The organism is Pseudomonas sp. GW822-FHT06B12, from assembly GCF_058799675.1.
This window is the reverse complement of sequence record NZ_JBXALR010000003.1, coordinates 401,128-421,708: the sequence shown is the minus strand read 5'-3', so window position 1 is coordinate 421,708 and position 20,581 is coordinate 401,128. Positions and strand designations below refer to the sequence as shown.

Below are 20,581 nucleotides of genomic sequence, written 5' to 3'. Positions count from 1 at the left end.
ACGCCGATGCACTGTCGACAGGACGTCCTTCTCGTTATGCCCGTGTTCAATTCTGTTGTTTTCAAGCGCTGCACCCTCCTGGCCCTACTCTCTGCAACTTCCGCCACGGCTTTCGCCCACTGCGATGGCCTGTGTGTAGGTAACACAGACAGCCCGCTGCAAGTCACCCAACTCAGCGGTTTTACCCTCGTCAGCGTACTGCTCTCACCTTTCTCTGCCAGCCAGGAAACGACCGAGAACCGCAAGCTCGTCTATTCCGCACAAGAGCAAGAAGCGGCACAGCTCTACCTCGCCAGCGACGGCACGCTTGAAGTGGCCTATTTCACCTCAGCCTTGAATCGCTTCAGGCAGGAAACACCCGACGCAGAGCTGAACGATCTCGCCGTAGCTGCGCTGATCAGCAGCCAGTAGTCATAACCTCAATAACCACTGCCCGTCACTTCCTTTGAACCTGTAAGCCATTTCAGCATCGTATTTACCGAATAGCACCGGACCTTTCCAACGCCTGTTCTCAGGTTGTTACCGCTCTGGCCGTTGTTACGCATTTGCGCCCTTGAGTGGTCGTCAACGCTCGGGTAATGTCAACAGACCCACAGGATAGAGCACGCTCATGACTTCCAAGCTGGAACAACTCAAACAAATCACCACCGTGGTGGCCGATACTGGCGACTTCGAGGCAATCGCTCGCGTTAAACCGGTGGATGCCACCACCAACCCTTCCCTGCTGCTTAAAGCAGCGGCCATTCCTGCCTACGCCGATTTGCTGAACGCCTGCGTCAGTGACTGCAAAGGCGACGTGGGCCTGGCGAGCGACCGTTTTGGTGTCGCGGTCGGTCAAGAGATTCTGAAAGTGATTCCGGGGCGTATTTCCACTGAAGTGGATGCGCGCCTGTCGTTCGACACTGACGCCGTATTGAAGCGCGCGCACCGTCTGATCGAGCTGTACGAAAAGGCCGGCATTGGCCGCGACCGCGTGCTGATCAAGATCGCGTCCACCTGGGAAGGCATCCGCGCTGCCGAGAAGCTGGAACGCGAAGGCATTCAGACCAACCTGACACTGCTGTTCTCTTTCGCCCAGGCGGTTGCCTGTGCCGAGGCCGGGGTGTTCCTGATTTCGCCGTTCGTGGGCCGTATCTACGACTGGTACAAGAAGACCAACGGCAACGACTACACCGGTGCCGATGATCCGGGCGTGCAGTCAGTGACGCGCATTTACAACTACTACAAGGCCAATGACTACAAAACCGTGGTCATGGGTGCGAGCTTCCGTAACCTCAATCAGATCGAGCAACTGGCCGGCTGCGATCGCCTGACCATCAGCCCGGAGCTGATCGAGAAACTGGCCGCCGACACCGGCAAGCTGGAACGCAAGCTGGCGCCAGGCCACGCTGGCGAAGCGCGTCAGAGCCTGACGGAAGCGCAGTTCCGCTGGGCGTCCAACGAGGACGCCATGGCCACCGAGAAACTGGCTGAAGGTATTCGTCAGTTCGCTCGTGACCAGGAGAAACTGGAAGCGCTGCTGCAAGCCAAGCTGTGATTTGATTCAGCGTGATGCAAAAAGGGCGAACCCTCACAGGTTCGCCCTTTTTTATGCGGTTTGGCCGCGGGAATTGTATGAGCTTCGCGCCAGAGCAACGGGTGACAGGTCTGGCCCCATCGCGAGCAGGCTCGCTCCCACAGGGGATTTGTGGCGTGACCGAGGTAGCGTGATCGACACAAAACTAGTGTGGGAGCGAGCCTGCTCGCGATGGGGCCGGTGAAGAAGGCGCAGACTCAGCGAATCAGTGACGCTCCAGGGCGTTCACCAAGTCATGGAAAGCTTCGCGGTTGGAGTCGTTCAGGCCCATGAGGATCTTGTGCGCTTCGAGCACCTTGATCCGCACCACTTCTTCGGACTGATCCTGGTCTGGCAGGTCGGTCAGGCATTCCGGGCACGGAATCGGGCGGTCAACGATGTTGAACACCTGCTCGAAGCCCATGGACTCCAACAGCCGCGTGATGTCTTCGTGGGTGGTGACGACGGTCGGCAGCAGGCCGACCTTTTGCCGCGACATGATCGACAGCTTGGCCAACAGGCCCAGCGTGGTGCTGTCGATGCTGCGGGTTTCGGTCAGATCGATCACGATTGCATTGAAGTTCAACGCCGTGAAGATCCGCTCAATAGTCGCATCCAACGCCGAACACAGGGTCAGGCGAACTTCACCGACGAACTTCAGGACGAAGGTGCCGTCCTGCTCGGCGAACTGGATTCTACCGGTACTCATTAAAGATTCCTGCTCAACACCAACAGGGCGATATCATCCGGCATCTCCCCTAGCGTGGCCAATCCAAAAACCTGCCGCAAGCCATCCAGGCTGCCGCCCGCCGTTCTTACCCGTTCAGGTAAGGCGGCCTCTTTCTCTTTGAGTGTCGGTTCTGGCAAAAGGTCCAGAATGCCATCGGACATCAGCGTCAGGCTGAATACCGGCGGCAGCTCGATGACGTGGTCTTCGTAGGTGGCTTCATTGAACAAGCCCACCGGCAGACCGCGCCCTTCGAGATAACCCACACTCTCTGGCGTGTATAACACTGGCAACGGCAGGTGCCCGCCGATGCTATAGGTCAACAAACCCGTCTCCTCGTCGATGACTCCACCGACCATCGTGACATGTTTGCCCAGCTTACAGCTGATCAGGCCTCGGTTGATATGACCAAGGACCTCTGAAGGGGTGAATTCTGGCAAGGTGCCATTGCGCTTGGATTCGAACAGCAAACGCGTGGTCATGAATTTCAGCAGTACGGTCACGAATGCCGATGAAGCGCCATGCCCTGAAACGTCCGCCAGGTAGAAGGCGACCCGACGCTCGTCGACCCGAAAGTAGTCAACGAAGTCGCCCGACAGGTACAGCGACGGGATGATCTGGTGCGCAAACTTGAACTCGTCGATCGTCCAGGGACTGACCGGCAGCATGTTCATCTGCACCTGACGCCCAGCGTTCTGGTCTTCCTGCAACAGGTTCAGGCTGGCTTCGAGTTCGCGGTTGGCGGTCTCGAGTTTTACCCGATAACGCTGGTTTTCCAGCAGCAGACGCGCACGATCCAGGGCCCGGCGCACGGAGTGCTCGAGCACGGCCAGATCTTCCAGCGGTTTGATCAGGTAGTCCGCCGCGCCCAGGCGCAGGGCCTCGACGGCGTCGTTCATTACGCCGGCACCCGAGACCACGATCACCGGGGTTTGCGGCGAAAGGTCAGTGACCTGACGAATGAGTTCGAGCCCGCCCATCTGCGGCATGCGCAGATCGCAGATCACCAGGTCGGGTTGGTTTTGCTGGAATACCTGAAGCCCCTGCTGGCCATTGCTGGCCTGAAGGACGCTGAACCCACTGTCTTCCAAATAGGCCGCGAGACTCGCGCGTACTACTTCGTCGTCATCGATTATCAGCAGCGTGGCACTGGTTTTTTGCATGTGGGCAAACGGCGCCAGAATTAGGTTGGCGTAGCTGGCAGGGCATTCGGCCCGGCACACACTACTGGATTCGCTTTCTAGCCTCTCTGTCGCACCGCTTTCGAGCATTTGCCCTACAAGCGTGTTCATCAGAGGTGCCCTTCTAAGGCGCAGACGGTACTCCCATCCGCGAGGCGTTTCAAGCTCACGCCGATGGTCATCAGGCGTCTTTACATCGCAAATCACCGGGAGTTATAAGAACAGCCAAAACCGCAACATATTGGAAGGATCGAGCCCATGAGCCAAACCGATCGTGACTACAGTGAAAAGCGCGATTACATCCGCATGCGGGTCGATGCGGACGTCACTTTGATCCACGCCGGCGATTTGATTCCAGCCGTCTGCATCGACCTTTCCAGCAGTGGCATGCAGGTTCGGGCGAGCCGTTCGTTCCAGGTGGGTGACACGCTGAACGTGCGCATCGATTCCGAGCACGCCGCGCTCAAAGGCCTGGAAGCCGAGACTGAAGTGGTCTGGGTCACTCAACAGGACTCTGGTGGCCAGAAACTTGGGCTTACAATCCTGAAAATGAATTGAGCACGAATAGAAACAAAGAAGGCGGCCAAATGGCCGCCTTCTTGTTGTGCAGGTGACGATTTAAAAATCGTCTTCAACCTTGCCGTCTTTGACCTTGAACTCGCGGTTCTGCAGGTAAGCGTTACGAATGAAGATGTATTTATCACCCGTGATCAGCTTCTCGCTCGACAACAGGCTGGCGCGGGTGTCGATCACGTCCAGGCCGAACAACGTGTTGCGTGCCGGAATGTCGTTCATGTAGTGGTACGGCTTGGTGAAGGTGTCGACGTACCTGGACGGTGCATCACGCAATGTGCTTGGGCCGAAGAACGGCAGCATCACGTAAGGACCGCTCCCCACACCCCAGTGACCGAGGGTCTGACCGAAGTCTTCGTCGTTGCGTTGCAGGCCCATTTTGGTGCCCACATCGAAGAAACCGGCCAGGCCGAAGGTAGTGTTCATCAGCAGACGAGCCGTATCAACGCCGGCAGCGTGAGGCTTGGCCTGCAAGATGTCGTTGGCCAGGTTGCCGACGTCACCGATGTTGCGGAAGAAGTTGTGGATACCGTCTTCAAGAAACTGCGGCGTGATGAACTGATAGCCCTGCGCCAGAGGTTTCAAGGCGTAGGTGTCCAGCACGTCGTTGAACTTGTAGATCGGACGGTTAACGCTTTCCCAAGGGTCATCTTCCGACGCGGCCTGGGCAGCGAACGGAACCAGCAACACGCCGGCACACATACATAGTCGAGCTAGACGATTGCTCCAGCGCATAGAAAAAACTCCTTGGACCGTACTGGCGCGGGCCTCAATACCCGGGCGATAAGCGCGCTAGTATAAGACGGATAAGTATTTTTAGGCAGCCACCCGGGAAATGCCGATTCATCCCGATGTCACTCAACTGTCATGGTCCCTCCATAACCTCTCAGGTTATTTCAGGGACGTCGAAATGCCTCACGCCCAAGCCCTCCCCCACAGCATTCCCAACCCGACCGCAGTGCTTTTCGGTCTCAGCGGCTGCCTGGTGGATTTCGGCGCCTGTAGCCGTCAGAACAACTACGATGCGGCCGAGCGGGCGCACCTGACACCGGGCGCTCTGGAAGCGCTGCACAGCCTGCAACTTCAAGGCATTCCGTGCGCCTGGCTCGACGAGTTGCCGCCCGCGCAAAGCCACGCCCTGGCCACTTCGCTGCCGGACTGGATCACCGCCAGCCCACACACGCTGAATGTCGGGCAATGGCCTTCCCCCGATGCGTGCTGGCAAGCATTGATGGCACTGAACATCGATCGTCTGGACGGCTGCGTACTGGTCAGCGGCGAACCGCGCTTGCTGCAATCGGGCCTCAATGCCGGGCTCTGGACCATTGGCCTGGCGTCCTGCGGCTCACTCTGCGGGCTGGCTCCCAGTGAGTGGCAAGCCTTGAGCCAGCAAGAGCGCGAGCTCAAACGCGGCAAGGCGACCCTGCAACTGTTCAGCCTCGGCGTGCACTCAGTGATCGATCATCTGGGCGAACTCGGCACTTGCCTGTCAGACATCGGCCTGCGCCGACACAAGGGTGAAAAGCCCTGATAGGCCGTTCTTGATCAAGATCATGCACTTCGCTCGCCAGTGGATTAATCTAAAGGTCAGATGCAGACCTTTGGCCCATCGCTGCGGTCTATGCCAGTGCCTATCGATAAAAGGAAGAACGCCATGCCTGCCCGCGAACTGCAAGAACAGCTCAACGCCCTGCGCGAGCAACTGGAGCAGAACCCACCGCTCACGCTGGAAGAACGCGAACACCTGCAAGAACTGATGCAGAAAATCGAGGCGCAGATCAAACTGGAAACCGCGACGCAGGACAGCAGCCTGTCAGACGGCGTAAACCTTGCCGTAGAGCGTTTCGAAGTGGACCACCCGGCGCTGGCCACCATTTTGCGCAACATCGTGCAGACCCTGGGCAACATCGGGATCTGACCCTTCAGATGCAAAAAAGCCCCGCTAGTGATAGCGGGGCTTTTTCGTTTTATACGGCCTGAAATGCAATCCCCTGTGGGAGCGGGCTTGCTCGCGAAGGCGGAGTGACATTCAGCATCAATGTTGAATGTAATGGCCTCTTCGCGAGCAAGCCCGCTCCCACATTAGATCTTTACTGGCGCACCAACCGCAGATTCGGCAGTTGTACCGCTTCAGTGCTGCGATACGGATTGATGTCCAGCCCGCCGCGGCGCACGTAACGCGCATACACGGTCAGCTTTTCCGGCTTCAGCAAGCGTTGCAGATCGAGGAAGATCCGCTCTACGCATTGCTCGTGGAAGTCCGAGTGCTGACGGAAGCTCACCAGATAGGCCAACAGGCTGGCGTGATCCAGCGCCGCGCCACGGTACTCGACCGCGACGCTGCCCCAGTCCGGCTGACTGGTGACCGGGCAATTGGATTTGAGCAGATGGCTGTGCAGGCTTTCTTCAACGATGCGCGAATCGTCGCAACGCAACAGTTCCGGACGCGGATGCTCGTAGTTGCTGACGCTGATGTCCAGATCATCGATGCACACACCCGGCAGCGCCACGACGCCTTCGGCCTGAACCTCGTTCAAGCTGCGAATGCGCACGCCCACCGGTTTGCCAGCCGCCGCCGATAAATCGGTCACCAAAGTAGCTTCAAGGCTTTGGGTATCGGCGAACGGCGTCTGGTTCAGCGAGTTCAGGTACAGCTTGAACGACTTCGATTCGATGATGTTCGGCGAGTCCGCCGGGATGCTGAATTCGCCGATGGCCACCACTGGCTTGCCCGACGGCAACAGCCAGGACAGCTCGAAGCAGTTCCAGAAGTCCACGCCCTTGTACGGCAGGGTTTCAGCCGTCAGGCCAAGCTCGGCCCATTTCGCGGTGCGCGGGATCGGGAACAGCAAGGACGGCGTGTACGTGGCGATGTATTCGCTGGATTTGCCCAGCGGCGAATGTTCGGCTGCGGGATGCATGGCGGAAACCTGACTGAAGAATCAGCGGATTCTAACAGCCTTTGCTCCCGCCTTTGAGTGCTTACTGACTGACAGTCAATTTGCCGACCATGCCCGCCTGATAGTGGCCGGGGATGTTGCAGGCGAATTCCAGGTTGCCGGCTTTGTTGAAGGTCCAGGTCAGCTCGGCGGTTTTGCCCGGCTCCACCAGCACACTGTTCGGATCATCGTGCTTCATGCTTGCGCCGTGATCCATGCCCGGCATCGAGCCGTGGTCCATGGAAGCGCTTTTCATCGCGGTCGGAGTCAGCATGCCGCTCTGCTGCATTTTCAGCATTTCCTGTTGATGCGCTGCATGCATCGCCGCATGGCCCAGGTTGAACTCGTGCAGTAACTGGCCTTTATTGATCAGCACAAAACGCACTGTCTCGCCGGCCTTGATTTCCAGCGCCTTGGGCGTGAACGACATATCGCCCATCACGATTTCGACACTGCGTGTAGCCTTGGCCGCCGGGGCTGGCGCACCGAAGTCGTAGGTCTGTGCCGGCGAGGCCCATACGGGAAAACTCAACACCAGCAAACAGCCGGCAAGCACCAGTCGATGACGCAAAAACATGATCACACTCCAACAAGATGAGGTTCAGCCTGTGGGAAACTCTATGGCTGCGCCGCTGCCAGCCAGCTGACGGCTAGATTACAACTTTGTAAGGTTGTGCTGCATGGCCGCCCGCCACGGTATAACGCCCCTGTTCCATTGACCTCGAGCGCCTCATGAAACTGCTGATCGTCGAAGACCAACCGAAAACCGGCCATTACTTGCGCCAAGGCCTGACCGAGGCTGGTTTCAACGCTGAACTGGTGGCCGACGGCAACACCGGCCAACACCTGGCGCTGACGGGTGATTACGCCTTGCTGATTCTCGACGTGATGCTCCCCGGCCGTGACGGCTGGCAGATTCTGCAAGCGGTGCGCAGCGCCGGCCTGGATATTCCAGTGCTGTTTCTCACGGCTCGCGACGCCGTTGAAGACCGGGTTCATGGGCTGGAACTGGGCGCCGACGATTACCTGGTCAAGCCCTTCGCCTTCTCCGAGTTCCTCGCCCGCGTGCGTAGCCTGTTGCGTCGCGGCAGCGTGACGCCGCAGGAAACCAGTCTGCAACTGGCGGATCTGCGACTGGATCTGATCCGGCGTCGGGTCGAGCGCAGCGGCCAGCGCATCGACCTGACCGCCAAGGAATTCGCCTTGCTGGAAATGCTCCTGCGCCGTCAGGGCGAAGTGCTGCCCAAATCGCTGATCGCTTCGCAGGTCTGGGACATGAATTTCGACAGCGACACCAACGTCATTGAAGTGGCGATCCGCCGCCTGCGCCTGAAGATCGACGACGACTTCCCGAACAAGTTGATTCATACCGTGCGCGGCATGGGTTACGTGCTTGAAGAGCGTCCCGCCTGATGCGCCGCCTGTCCCTGAGCGGCCGTCTGGCCTTGCTGTTTGCCGCCTGCACGGCGGTGGTTTCGTTGTTCGCCGGCGTGCTGTTCAGCCGCGCCAGCGAAACGCACTTTATTGAACTCGACCAGCAACTGCTCGACAGCAAGCTGATCGCCCTGCGCAGCGCCTTGGCGGGTGCCGACGACCCAGTGTTGTTCGCCGAACGCAAAGCCCGCTTGCAAGATGAAATGAGCCATCAGCCGGACCTGGCATTGCGGGTCCGCGGTGCCGATGGGCGTGTGTGGTTCGACAGTGCGACGAACCTGCCTGCCGATTTGCCAGCCCAGTCCGGCCTTCACAGTTTGCACAGCGCCGGCACGGCGTATCGGGTCTACAGCGCTGCACTTGCGCCGGACAAAGCCGATTCCGCGCAGCTGATTCTGATGCTCGACATCACCCACCATCAGCATTTTTTGCAGCGCATGCAGCATTTGATCTGGCTGACCGTCGGCTTGTCGGCGCTGGCCACCGCGCTGCTCGGTGCCTGGGCGGCGCGCAGTGGTTTGCGGCCGTTGCGGCGCATGAGTGAAGTGGCCGCCGGGGTCTCTGCCAGCTCACTGACCCAGCGCCTGCCCGAAGATCAAATGCCCACGGAGCTCGCCGAGCTGGCCCACACGTTTAACGCCATGCTCGGCCGTCTCGACGACTCGTTCCAGCGACTGTCAGCCTTCTCTGCCGACATCGCCCACGAACTACGCACGCCGCTGTCGAATCTGCTGACCCACACTCAAGTCACCCTCACCCGCCCGCGTGACCTCGAAGATTACCGCGAGGCCCTGCACAGCAACCTCGAAGAGCTGCAATGGATGGCGCAACTGGTCAACGACATGCTCTATCTGGCCAAGGCCGATCACGGTTTGCTGATTCCAAAACGCGAGCCGCTGCAACTGGCTGAGGAAGCGGATCTGCTGCTGGAATTCTTCGCACCGTTGGCCGAAGACGCCCAGGTCAAGCTGACCCGACTCGGCAGCGCCGGCATCAGTGGTGACCGCAGCATGTTGCGCCGCGCCCTCTCCAATCTGCTGGACAACGCGCTGCGCTTTACCCCGCCACACGGCGAGGTTCAAGTGCGGATTGTCGATGCGCCAAAAGGGTTGAGCCTGAGTATCGAGAACTCCGGGGAAGGCATTGCCGAAGCGTTGCTGCCGCGCTTGTTCGACCGCTTCTACCGTGCAGATCCGGCGCGCCATGAAGGCAGCAGCGAACATGCAGGATTGGGGTTGGCGATCACTCAGTCGATCATCCGCGCCCATGGTGGAACGATTCATTGCGAATCGGGCCAGGGCTGGACGCGGTTTTTGATGGAGTTGCCGAAAGGGGTTTGAGGCCAGCAACGCTGGCCTGCAGGTCGCTAGACAGCCGTTGCCCCCAACGCCGCCACCATTTGCCGCAAGGCCGGTGATTCGCCGTCAATGCGTACCTTCAGTCCATCAATCTCTCGACGTTCCGGGTAATGCTTGCGCAGCAGGTCAAACGCCGTGCGCTGTTCGGCACCGCTGACCACCAGGCTGCGGCGGAAATCCGCGTCATCGCGGCGCGGGTCGTACACCCCACGGCAGACCATCGCCAAGGCCCAGGCTGGATCACAACTGGCGTTCAAGTGGACTTGCGCCAGCCACGGTGCCGGCAACAGCTCATCAAGGGAGACCTGGGCTGGCTGCCCGAGGAACTGGCAAAACGCTTGATAGATCTGCGCGGTCCCGCGCTGCTTGCCGTCGAGGCTGTAACCGGCAATATGCGGAGTGGCAATCACGCACAGTTCGGCCAGGGCGATATCGACACTCGGCTCGCCTTCCCACACGTCCAACACCGCTTGCAGGTCTTCGCGCACCAGCAGCACTTCGCGCAATGCGCTGTTATCCACCACCGGGCCACGACTGGCGTTGATCAGCCAGGCACCGAGCTTGAGTTGGTTCAAGCGGTTTTCGTCAAACAGGTGCCAGGTCGGTTGCTCAGCGTTTTTGCTCAACGGGGTGTGCAAGCTGATGACGTCGCATTGCCCGATGATCTGCTCCAGGCTGACAAATTCGCCGCCTTCGGCCGCCTGACGCGGTGGATCACACACCAGCACCTTCCAGCCCAAACCTTGCAGAACCTTGACCAGCCGACCGCCAACTTCACCGGCGCCGACGACCCCGTATGTGCGCTCGGCCAGATCGACGCCTTCGATTTCGGCCAGGGTCAGCAGGCTGCCCAGCACGTAGTCGACCACGCCTCGGGCATTACAGCCCGGCGCGCTGGACCAGGTGATGCCGGCCTGCTGAAAGTAGTCCAGATCCAGGTGATCGGTGCCAATGGTGCAGGTGCCGACAAACCGCACTTTGCTGCCTTCCAACAAGTCGCGGTCGACCTTGGTCACCGAGCGCACCAACAGCACATCGGCCGCCTCGACCGTGGCGCGGTCGATGGAGCGTCCCGGTACACGGCGGATTTCGCCGAAACCTTCAAAGAACGCATCGAGCAGCGGGATATTTTCGTCGGCAACAATCAGCATGGCAGGCTCCTTTGGCGGATCGGCAGTGTAGCGCACATCTTCGTAGGAGCTGCAAAGGTGCGAGTTTACAAATCCGCAACACAGGAATTTTCCTGACTGCGGCGTCAACGCGTAGAATGCGCCGCCCCGCGCATCAAACCTCTCTGGACGCTTCGCCTGTGAATTCCGTAACTGACAGCCCCGCCGCTATTTCCCTCAACCGCCCGGCCCGGGTTCGCCTGGAGCTTAAAAACCTGCTTGGCCTGGCGCTGCCGATCATGATCGCGCAGCTGGCAACCACCGCCATGGGCTTCGTCGATGCGGTGATGGCCGGCCGCGTCGGGCCGCGCGATCTGGCGGCGGTGGCACTGGGCAACTCGATCTGGGTGCCGGTGTTCCTGCTGATGACCGGCACGCTGCTGGCGACCACGCCAAAAGTGGCTCAGCGCTTCGGCGCCGGCACCCACGCCGAGATCGGCCCTATCGTCCGTCAGGCATTGTGGCTGGCGCTGGTGGTGGGCCTGATGGCGACTGGCATGCTGTTCAGCGCCGAACCGATCCTGCACATCATGAAGGTCGATCCCGAGCTGATCGGCCCGTGCATGCAATACCTGCACGGCATCGCCAGCGGTCTGCCGGCGGTGGCGCTGTATCACGTGCTGCGCTGCTTCAGTGACGGCCTGGGACGCACCCGGCCGGCGATGGTTCTGGGTCTGTGTGGACTGGCGCTGAATATTCCGCTGAACTACATCTTCATTTATGGCCACCTCGGTGTACCCGCCATGGGCGGCGTCGGCTGCGGCTGGGCCACCGCGATTGTGATGTGGGTGATGGCGCTGGGCATGGCCGGTTGGGAGCGTTGGGCGCCGGCCTATCAATCGAGTCAGTTGTTCAGCCGTTTCGATTGGCCGCAATGGGCGGTGATCAAGCGTCTGCTGGGCATCGGCCTGCCGATCGGCATCGCAGTGTTCGCCGAGTCGAGCATTTTCGCGGTGATCGCCCTGTTGATCGGCAGCCTCGGCGCCACGGTGGTGGCCGGGCATCAGATCGCCCTGAACTTCAGTTCGCTGGTGTTCATGATCCCCTACTCCCTGGGCATGGCCGTGACCGTGCGGGTCGGCCAGGCACTTGGGCGCGAGGAACCCCGCGAAGCACGCTTCGCCGCCGGTGTCGGCATGGGCACTGCGCTGGCTTACGCCTGCCTGTCGGCGAGCATGATGCTGTTGCTGCGTGAACACATCGCGGCGATTTACACCGCCGACCCGATCGTGATTCAGGTGGCGTCGATGCTGATCGTCTATTCAGCGCTGTTTCAGTTCTCGGATGCGATCCAGGTGACTGCTGCAGGTGCGCTGCGCGGTTATCAGGACACTCGCGTGACGATGATCCTGACCTTGTTCGCTTACTGGGGGATTGGTTTGCCGGTGGGTTACGCCCTTGGCCTGACCCACTGGCTCGGCGCGCCAAGTGGACCGAGCGGGCTGTGGCAGGGCTTGATCGTGGGCTTGAGCTGCGCGGCGCTGATGCTGTCGATCCGCCTGACGCGCAGTGCACGCAAGCGAATCCGCATCAGTCGGTCAGCGGATTAAGCGAGTTTCTTGCGGATCCAATAGAGGTAGGTGCCTGCCTCTTCATGCTGTCCAACCAGTTCATGGTCCAGAAACACGCAGAACTTGGGAATGTCGCGACGGGTCGACGGGTCGGTGGCAATCACCTTGAGCAGGCCGCCAGGCACCAGGTCACGAATATGCTGGTGCAACATCATCACCGGCTCCGGGCAATTGAGGCCGGTGGCGTCGAGGGTGCCGTCTACCGGCGTATTGATCATTTCACTCATGACTCACTCCTGAAACTGGCCGCTATTGTCGCGCAATGCGGGGTATATCGTCATCTGTGGCATTTCGATGTACCTGTGGGAGCGAGCTTGCTCGCGATAGCGGTACATCAGCCGACTTCAATGTTGAATGACACACCGCAATCGCGAGCAAGCTCGCTCCCACATTGGTCCGTGTGAATCAGCGAGCTTTCGGTTTTTTCATATCGTGCCGGCGCAAATGGCAGGTCACCTCTTCACGGTCGTGATACAGCTGCTTGCAGCCGATATCGACCCGAATACCACGCGCCTTGAAGCCCTCTTCAATGCGCTCGAGCAAGCGCTTCACTTCGGCATAACGCTGCTTCATCGGTAGCTTCAGGTTGACCACCGCCTCGCGGCAATGCCCCTCGCCAATCCACTCTTCCAGCATCGCGGCGTTGCGCGCCGGTTTCTCGACGATGTCGCAGACCATCCAGTCCACCGGTTGCTTGGGCTTGAAGGTGAAACCGTCGGCCATCAAATGCTGAACCAGCCCGGTGTCCATCAGGCTTTCAGCCATTGGGCCGTTATCGATAGCGGTCACCAACATGCCACGGTTGACCAGTTGCCAGGTCCAGCCGCCAGGCGCGGCGCCCAGGTCGACGCCGGTCATGTCGCTGTGCAGGCGCTCATCCCACTGATCACGCGGGATGAAATGGTGCCACGCCTCTTCCAGCTTCAAGGTCGAACGGCTTGGCGCTTCACGCGGGAACTTCAAGCGCGGAATACCCATCGGCCACATCGCCGAGTTATTGGCCTCGGCCAGGCCGACGAACACTTCACGGCCACTTTTGAAGGTCAGCAGCAAACGCGGCTTGTTGGGGTCTTCCACCAGTTTGCCAGCGCCGGTCAGCGCCTTGCGCAGCGGGCCTTCGAATTTCTTGCAGAAGTTCGACAGCTCTTTGCCATCGTTGGTATCAACCACTTCCAGCCACAGACTGCCGCACGTCGGGAAGCTCGCCAGATGGGCGAGGATTACGCTGATGCGGTCGGTTTCCGGCAGATCAATGAAGATGCCGCGAGCCCATTGACGCGGAAAGATCAGCTGGGAAAAACGCTGGCCGCGCATCAGGCGCTCGGCGCCGTCTTCTTCGGTGCAGACAAACTCGGCGCAGGCGCTGGCGGTTTTGGCCTTGGCATAACCGGCCACGTTCAGCCGTGCGGCGTGTTCGGAAATCTCGGAACAGACTTCGCCTTCGAAGCCTGGCCGGCAATGCATAAAGAGGGTGTTCATTCTTACTCCTGGGCAGATGGCGAGAAATTCAACCACTGCGCGATGCCCAGACTTGCGTTGAAGCAAAGCCTGTCACGAAAACCGGCGCATGATAGCCGAGTTCACCAGCCTGGACTTGTCCATAGAGTCCGGTTATTAGCCTTAACGTCTAAACAGGGCTAGGTTAAGAGCTCTGTCTGTCCCGCCAGTCCGTTGCCGTGCGGACCCAAAGGAGTCATTTCAATGCCGTCCCTCGATAGCCTGAAAACCCTTAAAACGCTGCAAATAGACGACAAGACCTACCATTACTTCAGCTTGCCGGAAGCCGCCAAAGCGTTAGGCGATCTCGACAAACTGCCGATGTCGCTGAAAGTCCTGCTGGAAAACCTGCTGCGCTGGGAAGACGAAAAAACCGTCACCGGCGCCGACCTCAAGGCCCTCGCCGCCTGGCTCAAAGAGCGGCGCAGCGACCGGGAAATCCAGTACCGTCCCGCGCGCGTATTAATGCAGGACTTCACCGGTGTGCCAGCGGTGGTCGACCTCGCCGCCATGCGCGCCGCCATGGCCAAGGCCGGTGGCGATCCGCAGCGAATCAATCCGCTGTCGCCAGTGGATCTGGTGATCGACCACTCGGTGATGGTCGACAAATTCGCAACGAGCGCTGCCTTCGGTCAAAACGTCGACATCGAGATGCAGCGTAATGGCGAGCGTTACGCCTTTCTGCGCTGGGGCCAGAGCGCCTTCGACAACTTCAGCGTCGTGCCGCCGGGCACCGGCATCTGTCACCAGGTCAACCTCGAATACCTCGGCCGCACCGTGTGGACCAAAGATGAGGACGGCCGCACCTACGCCTTCCCGGACACGTTGGTGGGCACCGATTCCCACACCACCATGATCAACGGTCTCGGCGTACTCGGCTGGGGGGTTGGCGGCATCGAAGCAGAAGCCGCGATGCTCGGCCAACCGGTGTCGATGCTGACCCCGGAAGTGATCGGTTTCAAACTCACCGGCAAACTCAAGGAAGGCATCACCGCCACCGACCTGGTGCTGACCGTCACCCAGATGCTGCGCAAGAAAGGCGTGGTCGGCAAATTCGTTGAGTTCTATGGCGACGGTCTCGCTGAATTGCCACTGGCGGATCGCGCAACCATTGCCAACATGGCCCCGGAATACGGCGCCACCTGCGGCTTTTTCCCGGTGGACGACGTGACACTGGAGTACCTGCGCCTGTCCGGTCGGCCCGTCGCCGTGGTGAAACTGGTCGAGGCCTATTGCAAAGCCCAAGGCCTGTGGCGCCTGCCCGGTAAAGAACCGGTGTTCACTGACAGCCTGGCGCTGGACATGAGCAGCGTCGAAGCCAGCCTCGCCGGCCCCAAACGCCCACAGGACCGGGTGTCGCTGCCAAATGTCGCCCAGGCGTTCACTGACTTCCTCGGCCTGCAAGTCAAACCCACCCGCCCCACCAGCAAGGAAGAAGGTCGCCTCGAAAGCGAAGGTGGCGGCGGTGTTGCCGTCGGCAATGCCGACCTCATCGGCGAAACGGACTACGAGTATGAAGGCCAGACCTATCGCCTGAAAAACGGCGCCGTGGTGATTGCCGCCATCACCTCTTGCACCAACACCTCCAACCCGAGCGTGATGATGGCTGCCGGGCTGGTGGCGAAAAAAGCCGTGGAGAAAGGCCTCAAACGCAAACCGTGGGTGAAAAGCTCGCTGGCGCCCGGTTCCAAAGTGGTCACTGACTACTACAAGGCCGCGGGCCTGACCCAATACCTCGATGAACTGGGCTTTTCTCTGGTCGGCTATGGCTGCACCACCTGCATCGGTAACTCCGGGCCGTTGCTGGAACCGATTGAAAAAGCCATTCAGAGTTCCGACCTGGCCGTCGCTTCAGTGCTGTCCGGCAACCGCAACTTCGAAGGTCGTGTGCATCCACTGGTGAAAACCAACTGGCTGGCCTCCCCGCCGCTGGTTGTCGCCTATGCCTTGGCCGGCAGCGTGCGCATGGACATCAGTAGCGACTCACTGGGCGATGGCAGGGATGGCAAGCCGGTGTACCTGCGGGACATCTGGCCGAGCAGCAAGGAAATTGCCGACGCCGTGGCGCAGGTCGACACCGCGATGTTCCACAAGGAATACGCCGAAGTGTTCGCCGGTGACGCGCAGTGGCAAGCCATCGAAGTCCCGAAAGCGGCGACGTACGTCTGGCAGAAGGACTCCACCTACATCCAGCATCCGCCGTTCTTCGATGACATTTCCGGCCCCCTGCCGGTGATTCAGGACATCAGCGGTGCACGCGTGCTGGCCCTGCTGGGCGATTCGGTGACCACCGACCACATCTCTCCCGCCGGCAACATCAAGGCCGACAGCCCGGCCGGGCGCTACCTGCGTGAACAGGGTGTGGAACCGCGAGACTTCAACTCCTACGGCTCACGTCGCGGTAACCATCAAGTGATGATGCGCGGCACCTTCGCCAACATCCGCATTCGCAACGAAATGCTCGGCGGCGAAGAAGGCGGCAACACGCTCTACATTCCGACCGGTGAAAAACTGCCGATCTACGATGCCGCCATGCGCTATCAAGCGGCGGGCACTCCGCTGGTGGTGATCGCCGGCCAGGAATACGGCACCGGCTCAAGCCGTGACTGGGCGGCCAAGGGCACCAACCTGCTGGGCGTCAAAGCGGTGATCGCCGAGAGTTTCGAACGGATTCACCGTTCCAACCTGGTGGGCATGGGGGTATTGCCACTGCAGTTCAAGCTCGATCAGAACCGCAAGAGCCTGAACCTGACCGGCAAGGAGACACTCAGCATTCAGGGACTGACAGGCGTCGAGTTGACGCCACGAATGAACCTGACACTGGTGATCACCCGCGAGGACGGCAGCAGCGAGAAGGTGGACGTGCTGTGCCGGATCGACACGCTGAACGAAGTGGAATACTTCAAATCGGGAGGGATTCTGCATTACGTGTTGCGGCAGTTGATCGCTTCATAATGTCGCACTGACAAAAACACCGCCTTCAGGCGGTGTTTTTGTTTGCGTCGCGAACGTCCCTTTAATCGCACCGCTTCCATAGTGGTGATGTGGCGGGCACAAAAATGTGAACAACACCGATCAAGTGTGGGAGCGGGCTTGCTCGCGAAAGCGCCAGAACAGGCAATATTGATGTTGAGTCTTATGGCCCCTTCGCGAGCAAGCTCGCTCCCACAGTGGACCGAGGTGGCCCGCAGAATCTCAGACACAAGGACTTCACATGATTGCTCTGCCATGGCTCTACCTGGCACTCCTCTCCATCGGCTACGCACTGGCCCTGATCTACAGCCAACTCGGCTGGCTGGCGGCAATTACCGTCGGGTTATTACTGTTTGCCGGTTTTGCCGTTCGCCAGCCTCAGATTCAGGTCGGCCGCGTCCTGGGTCACGGCTTGTTCATTTTCCTGGCGCTCGCGCTGGCAATGCACTGGCTTCCCGGTTTCTACAACGGTCGCGGTATCGGCCCGGAACGCTTCACTGCCGATGCGGTGCCGTATTCCATGTACCTGAATCTGGATAAACCACTGATTGGCTTCTGGCTGTTGCTGGTTTGCCCGTGGATTGTCGGTCGCCGCTCCCTGCGCCTTTCACTGTATGCCACCGCCGCGGCACTGCCCTTGAGCGCGCTGACTGCTCTTGGTGGCGCGCTGCTGCTGGGCATGATCAGTTGGGCGCCGAAGTGGCCCGATCAATCCTGGCTCTGGGTGCTGAACAACCTGCTGCTGGTGACGCTGGTCGAGGAGGCGCTGTTTCGCGGTTACATTCAGGGTGGTTTGAGTCGCTGCCTGAACCACCTGCGCTACGGCGAACACCTCGCCCTGCTCGGTACCGCGCTGTTGTTCGGCCTGGCGCACCTCGGCGCTGGCTGGCAATGGGTGCTGCTGGCGAGCCTTGCCGGGGTTGGTTACGGGCTGGCGTACCGTTTCGGTGGACTGGGGGCAGCCATCGCCACGCACTTTGGTTTGAATCTGTTGCACTTTGGCCTCTTCACCTACCCGATGCTGGCCGGTTGAAATCAAACAATGTGCGGCACCGCTGAATATTGAAAAATAATTTCAATTTATTCCTGGCGCTGCCGACACCCTGTCAAAGCCTTGCGGATTGAAAAAGCCATGCGTAATAACCAGCCCATTACACAACGCGAACGGACCTTCCCGGCTCAGCAACGGTTGATTTCCACGACCGATGCCAAAGGCGTGATCACCTACTGCAACGATGCTTTCGTCGAAATCAGCGGGTTTTCTCGTGAGGAACTGATCCGTGCGCCGCACAACCTGGTCCGTCACCCCGACGTCCCGGCTGCGGTCTTCGCGCACATGTGGGACACACTGAAACAAGGCTTGCCATGGATGGGCATTGTCAAGAATCGCTGCAAGACCGGTGACCACTACTGGGTTAACGCCTATGTCACACCGGTATTCGACGGCAAGCAGGTGGTCGGTTACGAGTCGGTGCGGGTCAAGCCCACCGCCGAACAGATCCGCCGCGCCGAAGCGCTCTACCAACGCATCAATCAGGGCAAGTCGGCGATTCCTCAAACAGATAAATGGCTGCCGGTGCTACAGGACTGGTTGCCGTTCATTCTGGTCAGCCAGCTGAGCTTCATGATTGGCGCCACGCTCAACTCGCAGTGGGGTTTTGCCTTGGCTGCCGGACTTTCGGTGCCACTCGGCCTGCTCGGTTTGAGCTGGCAACAGCGCGGCCTCAAGCGTTTGCTGCGCCTGGCCGAGCAGACCACGTCCGACCCGCTGATTGCGCAGATGTACACCGACAGCCGCGGCGCTCAAGCGCGCCTGGAAATGTCGATCCTCAGCCAGGAAGCCCGTCTGAAAACCTGCCTGACTCGCCTGCAAGACACCGCCGAGCACCTGACCGAACAGGCTCGACAGTCCGACACCCTGGCGCACAAAAGCTCGACCGGCCTGGAACGTCAGCGCGTCGAGACCGAGCAAGTGGCGACGGCCGTCAACCAGATGGCCGCCACTACCCAGGAAGTCGCCAGCCACGTGCAACGCACCGCTGACGCCACCCAGGAAGCCAATCGCCTGACCGGCCGTGGTCGTGACATCGCTGGCGAAACCCGTGAAGCTATCCAGCGCCTGTCGGTGGTGGTCGGTGAAACCGGTCTGACCGTGACCCAACTGGCCAAGGACAGCGACGAAATCGGCGGCGTGGTCGACGTGATCAAAGGCATCGCCGACCAGACCAACCTGCTGGCCTTGAACGCGGCCATCGAAGCGGCTCGCGCCGGTGAGATGGGTCGTGGTTTTGCGGTGGTGGCTGACGAAGTACGGCAACTGGCGCAACGCACCAGCGAATCGACCGGGCAGATCCACAGCCTGATCGCCAAGCTCCAACAGACCGCCAGCACGGCGGTGCAAACCATGGAAGCGGGACATCGCCAGGCCGAAGAAGGCGTGGCGCGGGTTCTGGAAGCTGACCAGGCACTGGTGGGCATCAGCGAAGCGGTGGCCAACATCACCGACATGACCACGCAAATCGCTGCAGCTACTGAAGAGCAAAGCGCGGTGGCTGAAGAGATCAGCCGCAACATCAGCACCATCGCGCAACTGGCCGACCAGACCTCGGAACAGGCACAGAACTCGGCGCTGCTGAGTGAAGAGCTGACGCGAACGGCGAATACCCAGTATTCGTTGGTGGAGCGGTTTAACCGCTGATCGTTGTTGGCAAATACAAAAACCCGGGAGGTGATACTTCCGGGTTTTTTATTGCCAGTTTGAAAGTGATGTCGTCTGTCAGGTCCTCATCGCGAGCAAGCTCGCTCCCACATTGGATTGTGGTGATGCACAAAGCCCTGTGGGAGCGAGCTTGCTCGCGATGAGGCCGCAACCACCACCATCAATATCAGAGAAGAAATGCAGCAACCTTTTGCGCAGCAGCCGCCAAATGCTGCTCATGAGTAAACCCTGAGACCTTCAATGGCTTCAAATCGTGATCACCCGCCGTCAGCCACAGCACCTCGATACTCGGCGACAACTCATACCCTTCAACCGCCGCACGATTCCCCAGCGCATCCCTCTCCCCCTGCACAATCAGCGTCGGCGTCTTGAGTCCGGCCAAATGCTCGACCCGAGGCTTCTCCGGTTTACCCACCGCATAAAACGGATACCCCAGACACACCAGCGCATCCGCCCCCAACTCATCGGCCAGCAAACTGGCCATGCGTCCGCCCATGGACTTGCCGCCAATGGCCAGACGCCCAGCGACATGGCGTCGCACCAGCGCATAGACCTCACGCCAGCATTCGAGCAATTTCGGCGCCGGATTCGGCGGGCGCTTGCCGCCATCCAGACGCCGTTGCGCCATGTAGGGAAACTCGAAACGCAAGACGTTGACGCCCTGCGCAGCAAGGCGTGCGGCGATGTCGTTCATCCAGTCACTGTCCATCGGTGCGCCGGCGCCATGCGCGAGAATCAGCGTCGCCGATGCCGGCACTGAGGCGGCATCCCACAACCATCCGTGATCCCGCACGCACTGCGCCCATTGATCCCCGTCAATACTGGCCTTGTGCTGTTTGTCCATGCTTGCCTCGCTTTTAATCTGCCTATAACTCCAGGCGAAGG

The 20,581-nt window shown here is 60.0% G+C and carries 20 protein-coding genes; 11 read left to right on the top strand and 9 right to left on the bottom strand.

Annotated features, from left to right (window positions below):
• Positions 1-36: 36 nt before the first annotated feature.
• Positions 37-411: a DUF2388 domain-containing protein gene (locus tag AC1RKH_RS09430; RefSeq protein ID WP_493061531.1), complete on the top strand. Its 375-nt coding sequence runs from the start codon at positions 37-39 to the stop codon at positions 409-411.
• 199 nt (positions 412-610) lie between these two features.
• Positions 611-1,537 carry a transaldolase gene (gene tal, locus AC1RKH_RS09425; RefSeq protein ID WP_123425690.1) on the top strand — a complete coding sequence of 309 codons (927 nt, stop codon included), beginning with the start codon at positions 611-613 and terminating at the stop codon, positions 1,535-1,537.
• A 244-nt stretch (positions 1,538-1,781) separates the two neighbouring features.
• On the opposite strand, the gene rssC is transcribed toward tal, so the two are convergent.
• Positions 1,782-2,264: an anti-sigma factor antagonist RssC gene (gene rssC / locus AC1RKH_RS09420; RefSeq protein ID WP_123425689.1), complete on the bottom strand. Its 483-nt coding sequence runs from the start codon at positions 2,262-2,264 to the stop codon at positions 1,782-1,784.
• Positions 2,264-3,445 carry a two-component system response regulator RssB gene (rssB, locus tag AC1RKH_RS09415; RefSeq protein WP_123425688.1) on the bottom strand — a complete coding sequence of 394 codons (1,182 nt, stop codon included), beginning with the start codon at positions 3,443-3,445 and terminating at the stop codon, positions 2,264-2,266. Before rssB ends, rssC begins: the two co-directional genes overlap by 1 nt.
• 276 nt (positions 3,446-3,721) lie before the next feature.
• On the opposite strand from rssB, the gene AC1RKH_RS09410 reads away from it, so the two are divergent.
• Positions 3,722-4,021 (top strand): PilZ domain-containing protein, encoded by a 300-nt coding sequence (locus tag AC1RKH_RS09410; RefSeq protein ID WP_493061530.1) that lies wholly within the window; start codon positions 3,722-3,724, stop codon positions 4,019-4,021.
• Positions 4,022-4,081: 60 nt separating this feature from the next.
• Here the strand turns inward: AC1RKH_RS09410 and AC1RKH_RS09405 are convergent, their stop codons facing one another.
• Positions 4,082-4,771, bottom strand: a complete 690-nt coding sequence (locus AC1RKH_RS09405) for an MlaA family lipoprotein (RefSeq protein WP_493061529.1) — start codon at positions 4,769-4,771, stop codon at positions 4,082-4,084.
• 175 nt (positions 4,772-4,946) lie between these two features.
• Here AC1RKH_RS09405 and pcrP point away from each other — a divergent pair, with 175 nt between their 5' ends.
• Complete coding sequence (pcrP, locus tag AC1RKH_RS09400) at positions 4,947-5,567, top strand: HAD superfamily inactivated hydrolase PcrP (RefSeq protein WP_493061528.1); 621 nt, start codon at positions 4,947-4,949, stop codon at positions 5,565-5,567.
• 123 nt (positions 5,568-5,690) lie between these two features.
• A complete protein-coding gene (locus AC1RKH_RS09395) occupies positions 5,691-5,954 on the top strand; it encodes a DUF4404 family protein (protein ID WP_123425684.1) in 264 nt (87 codons plus the stop codon).
• Between the two features lie 172 nt (positions 5,955-6,126).
• Here the strand turns inward: AC1RKH_RS09395 and queF are convergent, their stop codons facing one another.
• Entirely contained in the window at positions 6,127-6,957 is an 831-nt protein-coding gene (gene queF, locus AC1RKH_RS09390) for an NADPH-dependent 7-cyano-7-deazaguanine reductase QueF (RefSeq protein WP_493061527.1), read from the bottom strand.
• 61 nt (positions 6,958-7,018) lie between these two features.
• The gene (copI, locus tag AC1RKH_RS09385; RefSeq protein WP_493061526.1) at positions 7,019-7,552 is read right to left on the bottom strand and encodes a copper-resistant cuproprotein CopI; all 534 of its coding nucleotides are present in this window, start codon (positions 7,550-7,552) and stop codon (positions 7,019-7,021) included.
• Between the two features lie 155 nt (positions 7,553-7,707).
• On the opposite strand from copI, the gene AC1RKH_RS09380 reads away from it, so the two are divergent.
• Both AC1RKH_RS09380 and AC1RKH_RS09375 read left to right on the top strand, forming a co-directional pair.
• Positions 7,708-8,388 carry a heavy metal response regulator transcription factor gene (locus tag AC1RKH_RS09380; protein ID WP_493061525.1) on the top strand — a complete coding sequence of 227 codons (681 nt, stop codon included), beginning with the start codon at positions 7,708-7,710 and terminating at the stop codon, positions 8,386-8,388.
• Entirely contained in the window at positions 8,388-9,749 is a 1,362-nt protein-coding gene (locus AC1RKH_RS09375; protein WP_493061524.1) for a heavy metal sensor histidine kinase, read from the top strand. The genes AC1RKH_RS09380 and AC1RKH_RS09375 overlap by 1 nt, the downstream gene beginning before the upstream one ends.
• 26 nt (positions 9,750-9,775) lie before the next feature.
• On the opposite strand, the gene pdxB is transcribed toward AC1RKH_RS09375, so the two are convergent.
• Positions 9,776-10,918 carry a 4-phosphoerythronate dehydrogenase PdxB gene (pdxB, locus tag AC1RKH_RS09370; RefSeq protein ID WP_493061523.1) on the bottom strand — a complete coding sequence of 381 codons (1,143 nt, stop codon included), beginning with the start codon at positions 10,916-10,918 and terminating at the stop codon, positions 9,776-9,778.
• Between the two features lie 158 nt (positions 10,919-11,076).
• Between pdxB and AC1RKH_RS09365 the strand changes: the two genes are divergently transcribed.
• A complete protein-coding gene (locus AC1RKH_RS09365) occupies positions 11,077-12,486 on the top strand; it encodes an MATE family efflux transporter (RefSeq protein WP_493061522.1) in 1,410 nt (469 codons plus the stop codon).
• Here the strand turns inward: AC1RKH_RS09365 and tusA are convergent.
• Both tusA and rlmM read right to left on the bottom strand, forming a co-directional pair.
• Positions 12,483-12,734, bottom strand: coding sequence for a sulfurtransferase TusA (gene tusA / locus AC1RKH_RS09360; RefSeq protein WP_071550969.1), 252 nt, complete (start codon positions 12,732-12,734; stop codon positions 12,483-12,485). The two genes, AC1RKH_RS09365 and tusA, sit on opposite strands and share 4 nt — an antisense overlap.
• 178 nt (positions 12,735-12,912) lie before the next feature.
• Positions 12,913-13,986, bottom strand: coding sequence for a 23S rRNA (cytidine(2498)-2'-O)-methyltransferase RlmM (rlmM, locus tag AC1RKH_RS09355; RefSeq protein WP_123425678.1), 1,074 nt, complete (start codon positions 13,984-13,986; stop codon positions 12,913-12,915).
• Between the two features lie 222 nt (positions 13,987-14,208).
• Between rlmM and acnA the strand changes: the two genes are divergently transcribed.
• The 3 genes from acnA (at position 14,209) to AC1RKH_RS09340 (ending at position 19,675) form a co-directional block, all read left to right on the top strand.
• Positions 14,209-16,959 (top strand): aconitate hydratase AcnA, encoded by a 2,751-nt coding sequence (gene acnA / locus AC1RKH_RS09350; protein ID WP_493061521.1) that lies wholly within the window; start codon positions 14,209-14,211, stop codon positions 16,957-16,959.
• Between the two features lie 259 nt (positions 16,960-17,218).
• The gene (locus AC1RKH_RS09345) at positions 17,219-18,010 is read left to right on the top strand and encodes a CPBP family intramembrane glutamic endopeptidase (RefSeq protein ID WP_493061520.1); all 792 of its coding nucleotides are present in this window, start codon (positions 17,219-17,221) and stop codon (positions 18,008-18,010) included.
• A gap of 99 nt (positions 18,011-18,109) precedes the next feature.
• A complete protein-coding gene (locus AC1RKH_RS09340) occupies positions 18,110-19,675 on the top strand; it encodes a methyl-accepting chemotaxis protein (RefSeq protein ID WP_123425675.1) in 1,566 nt (521 codons plus the stop codon).
• Between the two features lie 187 nt (positions 19,676-19,862).
• Here the strand turns inward: AC1RKH_RS09340 and AC1RKH_RS09335 are convergent, their stop codons facing one another.
• Positions 19,863-20,540, bottom strand: coding sequence for an alpha/beta family hydrolase (locus AC1RKH_RS09335; RefSeq protein WP_493061519.1), 678 nt, complete (start codon positions 20,538-20,540; stop codon positions 19,863-19,865).
• Between the last annotated feature and the right edge of the window lie 41 nt (positions 20,541-20,581).

What these genes read in the sequence shown, in the direction of transcription:
- AC1RKH_RS09430 (WP_493061531.1), top strand. Translation starts at nt 37, where the DNA reads ATGCCCGTGTTCAATTCTGTTGTTTTCAAGCGCTGCACCCTCCTGGCC.
- tal (WP_123425690.1), top strand. Translation starts at nt 611, where the DNA reads ATGACTTCCAAGCTGGAACAACTCAAACAAATCACCACCGTGGTGGCC.
- rssC (WP_123425689.1), bottom strand. Translation starts at nt 2,264, where the DNA reads ATGAGTACCGGTAGAATCCAGTTCGCCGAGCAGGACGGCACCTTCGTC.
- rssB (WP_123425688.1), bottom strand. Translation starts at nt 3,445, where the DNA reads ATGCAAAAAACCAGTGCCACGCTGCTGATAATCGATGACGACGAAGTA.
- AC1RKH_RS09410 (WP_493061530.1), top strand. Translation starts at nt 3,722, where the DNA reads ATGAGCCAAACCGATCGTGACTACAGTGAAAAGCGCGATTACATCCGC.
- AC1RKH_RS09405 (WP_493061529.1), bottom strand. Translation starts at nt 4,771, where the DNA reads ATGCGCTGGAGCAATCGTCTAGCTCGACTATGTATGTGTGCCGGCGTG.
- pcrP (WP_493061528.1), top strand. Translation starts at nt 4,947, where the DNA reads ATGCCTCACGCCCAAGCCCTCCCCCACAGCATTCCCAACCCGACCGCA.
- AC1RKH_RS09395 (WP_123425684.1), top strand. Translation starts at nt 5,691, where the DNA reads ATGCCTGCCCGCGAACTGCAAGAACAGCTCAACGCCCTGCGCGAGCAA.
- queF (WP_493061527.1), bottom strand. Translation starts at nt 6,957, where the DNA reads ATGCATCCCGCAGCCGAACATTCGCCGCTGGGCAAATCCAGCGAATAC.
- copI (WP_493061526.1), bottom strand. Translation starts at nt 7,552, where the DNA reads ATGTTTTTGCGTCATCGACTGGTGCTTGCCGGCTGTTTGCTGGTGTTG.
- AC1RKH_RS09380 (WP_493061525.1), top strand. Translation starts at nt 7,708, where the DNA reads ATGAAACTGCTGATCGTCGAAGACCAACCGAAAACCGGCCATTACTTG.
- AC1RKH_RS09375 (WP_493061524.1), top strand. Translation starts at nt 8,388, where the DNA reads ATGCGCCGCCTGTCCCTGAGCGGCCGTCTGGCCTTGCTGTTTGCCGCC.
- pdxB (WP_493061523.1), bottom strand. Translation starts at nt 10,918, where the DNA reads ATGCTGATTGTTGCCGACGAAAATATCCCGCTGCTCGATGCGTTCTTT.
- tusA (WP_071550969.1), bottom strand. Translation starts at nt 12,734, where the DNA reads ATGAGTGAAATGATCAATACGCCGGTAGACGGCACCCTCGACGCCACC.
- rlmM (WP_123425678.1), bottom strand. Translation starts at nt 13,986, where the DNA reads ATGAACACCCTCTTTATGCATTGCCGGCCAGGCTTCGAAGGCGAAGTC.
- acnA (WP_493061521.1), top strand. Translation starts at nt 14,209, where the DNA reads ATGCCGTCCCTCGATAGCCTGAAAACCCTTAAAACGCTGCAAATAGAC.
- AC1RKH_RS09345 (WP_493061520.1), top strand. Translation starts at nt 17,219, where the DNA reads ATGATTGCTCTGCCATGGCTCTACCTGGCACTCCTCTCCATCGGCTAC.
- AC1RKH_RS09340 (WP_123425675.1), top strand. Translation starts at nt 18,110, where the DNA reads ATGCGTAATAACCAGCCCATTACACAACGCGAACGGACCTTCCCGGCT.
- AC1RKH_RS09335 (WP_493061519.1), bottom strand. Translation starts at nt 20,540, where the DNA reads ATGGACAAACAGCACAAGGCCAGTATTGACGGGGATCAATGGGCGCAG.